9 protein-coding genes are annotated in these 9,956 nt (G+C 40.1%); 7 read left to right on the forward strand and 2 right to left on the reverse strand.

The features are described from left to right. The 4 genes from D6D85_RS08825 to hemA all read left to right on the forward strand — a co-directional run. Positions 1–689, forward strand: a 689-nt coding sequence (locus D6D85_RS08825; RefSeq protein ID WP_161969793.1) for an ATPase, T2SS/T4P/T4SS family, incomplete at its 5' end; no start/stop codon positions are given. After that, complete coding sequence (locus D6D85_RS08830) at positions 676–1,851, forward strand: hypothetical protein (protein WP_125671693.1); 1,176 nt, start codon at positions 676–678, stop codon at positions 1,849–1,851. The genes D6D85_RS08825 and D6D85_RS08830, both read left to right, overlap by 14 nt. Further along, a complete protein-coding gene (locus D6D85_RS08835) occupies positions 1,848–2,231 on the forward strand; it encodes a hypothetical protein (RefSeq protein ID WP_125671694.1) in 384 nt (127 codons plus the stop codon). Before D6D85_RS08830 ends, D6D85_RS08835 begins: the two co-directional genes overlap by 4 nt. 260 nt (positions 2,232–2,491) lie before the next feature. After that, entirely contained in the window at positions 2,492–3,748 is a 1,257-nt protein-coding gene (gene hemA, locus D6D85_RS08840) for a glutamyl-tRNA reductase (RefSeq protein WP_125671695.1), read from the forward strand. A 19-nt stretch (positions 3,749–3,767) separates the two neighbouring features. Here hemA and D6D85_RS08845 read toward each other — a convergent pair whose 3' ends face one another. Next, entirely contained in the window at positions 3,768–5,348 is a 1,581-nt protein-coding gene (locus tag D6D85_RS08845; protein ID WP_125671696.1) for a hypothetical protein, read from the reverse strand. Between the two features lie 93 nt (positions 5,349–5,441). Beyond that, positions 5,442–7,163, reverse strand: coding sequence for a helicase C-terminal domain-containing protein (locus D6D85_RS08850; protein ID WP_125671697.1), 1,722 nt, complete (start codon positions 7,161–7,163; stop codon positions 5,442–5,444). A 424-nt stretch (positions 7,164–7,587) separates the two neighbouring features. On the opposite strand from D6D85_RS08850, the gene D6D85_RS08855 reads away from it, so the two are divergent. From D6D85_RS08855 to D6D85_RS08865, 3 genes are read left to right on the forward strand one after another with little or no spacing between them, the layout of a single operon-like run. Then, positions 7,588–7,998 (forward strand): hypothetical protein, encoded by a 411-nt coding sequence (locus D6D85_RS08855; protein WP_125671698.1) that lies wholly within the window; start codon positions 7,588–7,590, stop codon positions 7,996–7,998. Between the two features lie 40 nt (positions 7,999–8,038). Next, positions 8,039–9,058 (forward strand): DUF711 family protein, encoded by a 1,020-nt coding sequence (locus tag D6D85_RS08860; RefSeq protein ID WP_125671699.1) that lies wholly within the window; start codon positions 8,039–8,041, stop codon positions 9,056–9,058. Then, a complete protein-coding gene (locus D6D85_RS08865) occupies positions 9,055–9,522 on the forward strand; it encodes a hypothetical protein (protein WP_125671700.1) in 468 nt (155 codons plus the stop codon). Before D6D85_RS08860 ends, D6D85_RS08865 begins: the two co-directional genes overlap by 4 nt. Positions 9,523–9,956 lie beyond the last annotated feature (434 nt).

The following is a 9,956-nucleotide window of genomic DNA, read 5'->3' on the forward strand; positions in this document are numbered from 1 at the left end:
GCCTGTTGGATCTCGTGAAATCTGGGACTCTAACAGCAGATCTGGCTGCATACCTTGAGATGGCAGTCTTACATGGACTATCTGGCTTGATAATAGGTGAAACAGGTACTGGAAAGACCACTCTTCTGAAGGCGCTTCTTGAGAGAATACCTGAGAATAAAAGGGTGGTGGTAGTGGAGGACTCTGAAGAAATATGGCTCAAGGGAAGGAGAAACTTCACAAGGCTTGTCGGAAGGGATCAGCACACTTTAGTGGACATAATGAAGGATGTGTTAAGGATGAGACCTGATTATGTAGTGCTTGGGGAGGCTAGAGGAGAGGAGACTAGGCTATTAGCTCAGTACATAAGATTTGGGGGCTCAGGAATGACTACTTTTCACGCTTCATCTATTAGATCAGCCTTGAGAAGGCTGACATCATACCCCATTGAGCTGAATAAAGAAGTTATAGAGGATTTCTCCATGTTCATATTAATAAAGAGGACATTAGAAGGAAAAAGACAGGTGATTGAGGTTGCTGAGCCGAATGAGAACGGAGTTGAATCTACTTATCTCAATGGATGGATCTGTCGAGGGCAGTTAGTAAGAAAGATTGCTGAAAGAGAGGCAAGGGATGAGAAAGATGTAGAAAAAGAGCTTTCTGAGAGAAAGGAAAGAATTCTGGAGGAGATATATCATGAGAAAAGTTAATGCTGATCCTTGGTCAATAGCCGGGGCTATTTGTTCCTCCTTGGCATCGGGTCTTGCTATGAGAGATGCCATGAGGATAGCTGCTGATATCACAGGAGAAAAGAGTTTACTTGTAATATCAAGGGAGATCTGCATGGAAGATTATATAGAGGTCCTCAGCAAAAGGAAAGGTCCGCTGGGAAAATTGTTTTCTAGGATAAATACTATATACAGAAGAATGTATGAGGGAAGGAGTGACATAAAGGCAGCCTTCGAGGAGCTAATGGAGGATTTCGCGAATGAGCAGAGAAAGAGAATTGAAAGCATAGGAAATATAGCTACATTAGTGGGTATAATTTCAGCTCTTCTCCCCTTTGCCCTGATATACTCAGGCATTATATCGGGCATTGTATCAGAAGGAATCAGCCCAGAACTGATGTTATACTCCTCCCTTATCTCGATTCCAGTGGATATTTCAGTTGTGATGATACTGAGAAAAGATAGCCCCTATAGACTGGACTCCTTGTATTCAGCAATAGCAGCCATTATTTCCCTTTCCTTATTTCCTGCTTTTCTTCTCCTTCTTCCATTCTCCCCCTCTACATCGGTGGAGATAGCTCTCTCATCCCTCTTCCTTGGATATATAATTATTAAAAAGTCGGAAAGGATTAGAGAAAAGGAGATATTTGATGGGCTGGATTTCACAGAGGAGCAGTGCATAAAAGTAGGATCGGGTTTTGCGCCTGATATATCATTATTAGAAGCTCTTTCATTCAAGCTTAGGCATACTAGGGCTTCTTCTATTCCATCTCTCTTGATCTCTCTCTTTAAGTCTGGTGCAAAACCGGATGAAGTGCACAAAAGCATGCTCTTTATAATATCCTCCGTTAGACGTTCTTGGGAAAGGGAGCTCTCTGAAAGAAGATCAAAGGCATTCACTGGATTAGTGCTGGCCATAATAATATCTTTATCCTTCTTTGTGTTAAAAAGATCCATTGCTATGATGTCAGAAAGGCTTGTGGCACAGCTTGAGCTAGCAGAACTCTCAATTCTGCTGTCGATGTCATTATTTGGTGTAATTCTTGGAGCTCTTAGAACGGGAAATGCTCTCAGTGGGATGAGAGAGGTGAGTGTGATCTCAGCATTCATGCTGATCACAAAGATCTTAGGGGGATTTGTGTGAATAAAGCAATATCAATAGCTTTAATAATACTAATATCGGCAATAGTGCTGGGGTTTAGCCCTCATGAAATTAGGACAAGGCAGATGGACTCAAGAGCAGAGAGCATTGCAAAGGAGATAGAAAAATATCTATGGCTTTTGGACAGCGAAAGGCGGGACGGAGTAACCTCAGCTAAATTTGTTTTGCAGTTCACTGATTACTTAAATATAAAAGTAGAGGAAGGACAGTTTTTCGTCATTTTGAGGCAGGGAGTTCTTTACGGCATTGGCAAAGGCAATATTCCCTCTGATATAAAACTAATAGCTCCAAGCGAGGCCCGTGGAAGGAAGATAACAATAGAACTTTCAGGAGATTGCATAAGATTCTTGGTAAGTGGATAATAGCTTTCTTCTCTTTCTCTTTATCGAAGATATTAACTAACAGAAGGACCGAAAAGATTATATTCTTTGTCCTCATTAAACACTAAGGAGGGGGGAACTGGAACATGCCTTGCTCTAGCAAGAAGAAAGAGGAAAAGAAGGAGGAGAAAAAGAAGGAAGAGGAAAAGAAAAAGAAGAAGTGAGTAGTATTACCTTTACTTTTTTTGCTTTATCTAGGAAATTAAAGGAAGCCTTATTAAATATTCTGAGGGAAGTTCGCTATGGGATACATCGCAGTAGCCATGATGAACTACAAGATGTTTCCTCTTTACAGGATTGAAAAAGCATTCTTGAAGAATAAGGAAACTGCTTTAAGGAGGATTTCAAGCATAAATGGAATTACTGGCACTGTTCTCATTCAAACTTGCAATAGGGTTGAGATATTTCTGGAAACAGAGATTAGAGATCTTAGTGATGTGATAAAAGCATGGGAAGAATTATCCGGTGACAGGAAGCTCAGCCAAGATGTAGAGATAGCATGGGAAGAGGAGGCCATAAGGCACCTTTTCAGGTTGGCAGCAGGCTTGGAATCCATGGCAATTGGAGAGAATGAAATACTTCATCAGATAAAAGAAGCGTATATTCTCTCCTCTAAGCTCAGTTTACTATCGCGTGACTTAAGATCGATCTTTGATGAAGCACTGAAGGTAGGAAAAAGAGTTAGATCCAGCACTTCTCTCGGAAAAAAGAGAATTTCCATTGCTGAGATGGCTGTCGAGGTTGCTGAGAGGATATTGGGTGGATTACAAGACAGAGTTATAATGGTTATTGGAGCTGGTGAGACGGGATCTGCTGTTATAGAGAATATAAATATGAGAAACAAAAGAAATCTTAGAATAATGATAGCAAATAGGACATATGACAGAGCTGTCCAGCTTGCAAACTCATTTGGTGGAATTGCACTAAAGCTGGACGATGTTGACAGATTTCTTCCAGTTGTTGATGTAGTGTTCGTCACTACCAGCGCCCCACATTATATAATAACTAAAGAGAGAGCATCTAAGCTGGAAGGGAGGAGTACGCTGATATTCGATCTCTCCATGCCGAGAAACGTGGATCCTGAGGCATCAAGGATTAAGGGGATAAAGGTGATAACAATAGATGATCTAAGGGAATACCTTGATGAAGAAGCTTCTAAAAAACTGGAGGATATAAAGAGAGCTGAGGATTTTGTGGAGAAAAGTCTGGAGAATTTTCTTGAAAAAAGGAGAAGGTCTTGGGCTGAGGAGATAATATCTAATTTCTGCAGAATGGTTGAGGAAGCCAGAAAGGAGGAGTTAATGGAGGCAATTAGGATTTTAGGATGCGATGAGGAAACAGCGAAAGTGATGGATAGAATGTCCAAGGCTATGATAAAAAGGATAGTTGGATGTCTGGTGGATAACTTGAGAAGGAACTTATCATCCATCGACAGGGCAACAATAGAGCTGATATTAAGTGATTATACTAAAAAGGAGAAATCACGGAGACTAGGATAAGCCAATAGCATGCTATAAATTATTTAGATATCGCTTCTCTTAGATTGTTTTCTATTTCTTTTAATTTCCTGTCTATCTCAATAAGGGCACTATAAGCGGAATCCACATCCGAGAGATCTGTGCCTTCCAGCTTAGATAGCAAATCTTTAAGCTCCTTCTCCTGTCCAACTAAGCTTATGCCCATGCCCTCCATCTTGAGTATTATCTTAAGAGTTCTATCTATCCTGTTTTTTACTTCCAATTTATAACTTTCAACTACTTCTCTCGTGAGCTTTGCAGCTATCCTTCCATCGGGCAGTCTTATTGCCATCTTTTTATTTACCATGTTGTCTATCACAGCATCTCTCCACTGCTTAGGTATTCTAGCTAGCTCCTCTGCTCTAATTATGCTTTTGCTCTCAAGAACAGATGAGACATACCTCTCCCAGATGGGGAACATCCTTCTTACCTCTTCCATTACTTCTGCAGCAGAGGCAAGTGATTTCATGTGTTTTGAGAGGAATGTAGAGACAGCCAGCATTCTCTCGTTGAGATCTATGCTATCATCCCTCACAATATTGACTAAAGAGCTCGCTTCATCTCCAATTACTGCAATCAACCTGTCAAGACTTAAACCAGATCGCCTTACTACCACTCCTGCTTCCATTCCTGAAGCCATAGTATCAAGCAATGAGAGGTCCTTCTTCGCTTTCTCTATGTCGGATATGTTGGATAAAGTTATTCCATCCCTGTAATTCTCCTTAACTCTCCTGATAAAATTGGAGAAAGCTGATGTCTTGAAGCTAGCATCAAACCAAGCAGCAGTATCATCGAACTCGCCTGCTAGCACCCTTTTTAGCACTGATAATGGCCTTTCCAGCGATGAGATATCACCTTTTATAGAGGATATGACGGATATCAGATTTCTGGACAAGTTTATAGATTTCTCCAAGCAGTCTATGTCCTCACCGCAGTCTGATGGATTGATTGCATCGGATTCCAAGGATTTTATCAGCATATCTGCATGAATTATCTGAATGCGGGATAGGGTTTCTTTAAGGGATGAAATACCATCTAAAACTTGCCTATATAAGTCTTCTGCTTGAGATTTGACTTCTTTCATTCTTTGAAGTTTCTTCGACTCTTTTATGAGAATATCCTCTATCTCTCTCAGTTCTGAATCAAGCTCTTTGAATTCAGATTCGTATATCTCGCTCTCAAGGTTCTTTATGCTCTCTATTATATCTTTAGCTTGAGGTGCTATGGATTCTAGGGAAATAGACATAGATTCCGCATTTCTGAGTATGTTCTCAGCTCTTTTCTTTAACGCATCAGATGAAACTCTTCTTTCTAGGAGCTCATCCGGACTTTTGCCCGAGAGGAGCATGTTAACTGCTCTCTCTGCCTCAGCTAGTTTGAAAACCCTATCCTTTATCTTTATGGCCGGTAGTTCATCAACCCCTTCTCTGAGCGCAATTAGAGCAGAAGTAGAATCTTTTACCTTTACAATTCTCACATCATATCCATAAAGCTTCTTCAAAGATGGTTTTAATGTGTTTACAGCTTTCTCTATATAAAGAGAGGTCTTATCATCAGAGAGATATACATCAATTCTTGGCATCCCTTGATAGTAGAGGTGATTAATATTTAACCATTTTTCCTACAGTACTTTTCTTGCTAAAGCAGGAGCTTTCTGACATCATTTTGTAAAAATTTATCTACTTTCTCTTGACATCTCTAAATAACCGCCTAAATTCTTCCAACTTACTGCTTCACCAGTCTCCCTTATGTAGTCTGGCAGAAGCCTATTGTAAATCGGTTTTAAGAACCTTTCATCCCCTAAGATAAACGTTCCATAATCCTCCTCACTTCTTATAACTCTTCCTATGGCTTGGGATACCTTTCTCATAGCGGGAACAATATATGCATAATATCTTCCCTTTCTAGCCCCATACACCCTAGTATAATATCCTATGTAGAGCTGGGTCCTCTTTGTGAGTCTATCAAAAGGAATTCCCATTATATAGGCACCTATAAGCTCCTTTCCTGGAAGATCTATACCCTCAGAAAATCTTCCACCCATAGGAGCAACAAGCACAACTTTATCCCCTCTATATGCTGCTTTTTTCATGCTCTCCAATATCTCTCTCGCCTCATGCCCGCTCATACCTTCTCTCTCGCTGAATAAAATAAAGCCCAGTTTAGCAGCTATCTCAGCAAGTTCCCCTAAAATGCACCCTTGTGTCCTATAACTAGATGTAAAGATAGCAACATTTCCATTCATAATGGAAAGAAAAGCCTTGATCGATGCCAGATATCTATCTCTCATTATAGTTGAGAGCTGCTCCCCTCTTGTGCTCACTCCCTTTAGTAGCACTGTCTTCACCTTTCTCCTGTCAACAAAGGATCTCATCTCGAAACTGTCACATGAGTCGACTCCAGCAACCTCTGAGAAAGCACTTATAGGAGAAAGAGTTCCAGACATGAATATAACAGATCTGAACTCCTCCCACACATACCGGAGTACTTCAGCACACCTCATATCAACTAGTTCCAGTTTTAGGTTCTCTCCCTCTCTTGTAGCCAAGTTGAATATACCATCGATGCCTTTTGAATCTAATACTGCCAAAAAGAACTTCCCTATATGAGAAAGATATGATCTAGGTGACTTTCCCTGTTCTGCTTTTCTCCTTGCAATCTTCTCCCCAAATTTCACTAGAAGCTGGAGAGATTCCCTGTTAAGACCTACTTGCCTCATCAAGGCTTCCGGATCGTAGATATCATCCTCCATTATTCTATTTCTCATTTCTCTCATGATTTTAACTAAAGAGTTTAGAGAATCAGTTAAATCAGAAGGAAAACTCATCATAGTACTTGCTTCCTTTATCGCTCTTCTTACAGATAGTATGGATATGCTGTCGCTGTTTACATTCATCACGGCAGTCTGCATATTATGAGCCTCATCCACTACAAGGATGCTCTTTCTGAAAGGTACATACCTCCTGATAACCCATCCTATAGGGGATAGTATGTAATTGTAGCTCATTGAAACCAGATCCACTTCTTCTAAAATTCTCAGCTGAAGAAAGTAAGGACAGATCTTGGATTCCTCTGCTATCTTAAGCACTTGAGAGAAAAGAAGAGGCTCCTTGGGTATTTCGACATTAGTTCTCTCTAGGTTTTTGTAGTACTGGCATTTCTCCTTATAAAGGTTGCACAAGTTGCTCACAGCCTCATATCCGGATATATTCCTATCTCTGGCAAGTAGACACATATCCTTCTTCCCTCTGAAGGATATCCCTAGGAAACTCTCGTTTTTATTTCTAACTATGTTTTTCAGCTCTTCTATCGGTCTATCCGTCTCATTTCCTGTTCTAACAGCCCATATTATCTTTAAACCTCTTTTTGTAAGTGGAAGAAGAGCAGATAAAACCACAGGAGTTTTTCCAAAGCCTGTTGGAGCGTGTATACATATGTATCTAGATTTAGAATTTCTTATAAACTCGATGAGCTCCTTCTGCCCTTTTCTTGGCGTGTAGGGGAAAAGCTCTATCTAAAACACCCTTTTCTGTAAGTCCAGCTGTACTTAAATAAACTGTTGTCAGGTAGTTATCAATTTTATAATTATTTGCTTTATCAATAAGCGCTCTAAGTAGCTCCTCTGAGGAAATAGCAAAGCAGTTGACAGGAGATCCCTAATCTTCTACAGATTTCTAAGCCTTGATGTCCTTTCTAGTATAATACAATAATTTCCGGAGAATTATAACTGGATTTTCAGTAGTCAACTTATTTGCGAGCACCATAGTACTTGAACAGTATAGAGCTAAAGATTTATCTTTTTCCTCGGAAGAAATTAATAGATGGCTACTCTGGCAAATGTAATATTGGCTTACATGATCCTTTTCTCTCTGATGTTCGCCTCTTTCTCTGCTTTCTTCCTGCTTGAGGGATCGGAACCATTTCTCTTAGCCTCTTATCTAACCATCATTCTTTTATCATTATTATTTATAATAGCATGCATTCTAATGGTTTATAGAAAAGAAAAAGGAAGAAAACTGGCTATTGTGGATGGAGTGATGGCAATTTTTCTATCAGCTTCCGTTATAATATCAGCTTTTGCCTATGCTCCTAGAGCTCTTGGAAGAGATGGAATTCTGGTACTATTATTTCTGCTGTTCTTTCTGCTGTTCAGCATGTTCACGATATTGTTTCTCTCAAATGAGCAGGTGAGACGGGATATAACAGGCAGATACCCGGGACCTGTCCCATAGCTCACTAAGGTTTTTTAATGATCTAAGTTCTGAGGGTGGGATGACCACCATAAGAGCGATATCTCTCCACCTAAATAAACCAGATTTCAGATTAATTGAAAGGTTTGTTGAGGGGTTGAAGGAAAGTGGCATATCACCTTGGACAAAGAGATTTGTGCTTCCCTGGGGAGAAATTGAGGATCTTCAGCGTGCTGCTAGGTTATCTCTTGATCTAAAGGAAAATGGAATAGATTTCACAGCTTTCCCGCTGAGAAAGGTGAATATTAAAAGGGGATCAGAGGAATTAATTAAGGCCATGAACGATTCAGATAGTCTCTTCATATCCCTTATTTTACACAGAGCGGAGGATGCAGCATGGCTTCTTAAGAAGGTACAAAAGGATCTAGGAGAGGCAGCGTGTACGAGAATAGGGTTCTCAATTGGAAGTCAGCTCGAGACATCCTACTTCCCGGTAACTAGATGTGTTAGAAATGGGATATCAGCTAGCCTCAGGATGATTCCTGAAATAGATGTCACTGATCTGGATAAAAGCCTAGAGAAAATAGTCCAAAGATACAATAAGCTTCTTAATGATCTCTCCAAAGCATTAGGAGTACCATTCATAGGAATAGATGCCTCCATATCACCTTGGATGGAGGAGAGCTCTGCAGCCTTGGTGGAAAGGATATCAGGAAGAAATTTCATGAGCGTTGGCACACTGGGAGCTATAGATAAGATAAATAAAGCGATAAAAAAGCTTAAAAATAAAAATATAAGATTAACAGGGTTTAATGAATTAATGCTTCCATATGCAGAAGATAGCCGCCTTATGGAGCTTGGATCTAAGGGAATGATAAGCCCAGAAGATCTGATATCTCTTATATCTGTGTGCGTAGCTGGGCTTGATATGGTTGTAGTAAGCGCAAATGAGCATGACATAAAAGAAATGATGGAGGATTCCGTCTCAGTGGCCTTAAGAAGGAGAAAAAAGATAGGAATAAGAATAGTGCCAACAGATGCAAATCCCGGTGATATAATAAAACTTGGAAGATTCGGACATGTTCCGGTGATGGGAACATGAGATTTTATGAAGGAGAACCTCCAACCGTTTATGTTGGGTTCACAACAGGGTGCCATGATGATCAAGATGAGAGAATAGCTCGAAGAGTTCTGTCAGAGCTTATGTCAGTGTATAAGGATGCATTAGTTCTTTACTCTTTTGTTCTAGGCAGGAGATCATGGTGTGCTGTTGCAAGAGGAGATCCTGGAGATATAGTGGAAATTGTTGGAGGGATAATTTCAGAGGAGAGCTGTAATTCCCCCTCTCTGGTTGTGATAATGGATAAAGCTCCTCAGGACGTTGTTTCTCTTGCTGTTGATGTGAAGAATGGCAGAACAGATCTAGATTCCGTGTATAGAGTTGCTGAGGAAAAAGATATACTGATAATTGAACTGGGAGGAAGTCAGGATACGCTGATATCTTTTGTTTCATCAGTTCTCTGCTCGGTCGGCTTATTTGATGGAGAAATAAAAATCACTTCTTAATAAAATACTATGAAAAAGACCGTAACAGTTAATAAGCCTCACCTTTTATGAACATAAGGCCTATGAGGAGAATTCCTTCGCCCGATTGGATGAGGAAAGACGGGCGGGCTGAGGCCTTAAAGCTACTTTAAGTGTTTATTCATAAAAGATAATCCAAACAGAAGGTTTAAACAGCTCCTAATTATAGATTGTTCCCCTAAAGATAACTATCACTGAGTCCATATTCGGTTTATTAGGACCTTTTTATTGTCTTTATTGTCTTGAGATACTGCCTTAGCAGTTCCCTTTATATCTGCTTATGTCTTTTTGGAGATTATAAAAATGGATGTCCAGAAAACCCAGTGCTTTAGCTTTGGGATGAATGGCAAAGCTTAAATACAAACCTCCCTGAAATCAATGGTTCGGATGTTCCGAGCCCGTGAGGGAGGCAAGAT

Origin of the sequence: Candidatus Methanodesulfokora washburnensis (genome assembly GCF_003947435.1) — an archaeon.
Taxonomy (GTDB): Archaea; Korarchaeota; Korarchaeia; order Korarchaeales; family Korarchaeaceae; genus Methanodesulfokora; species Methanodesulfokora washburnensis.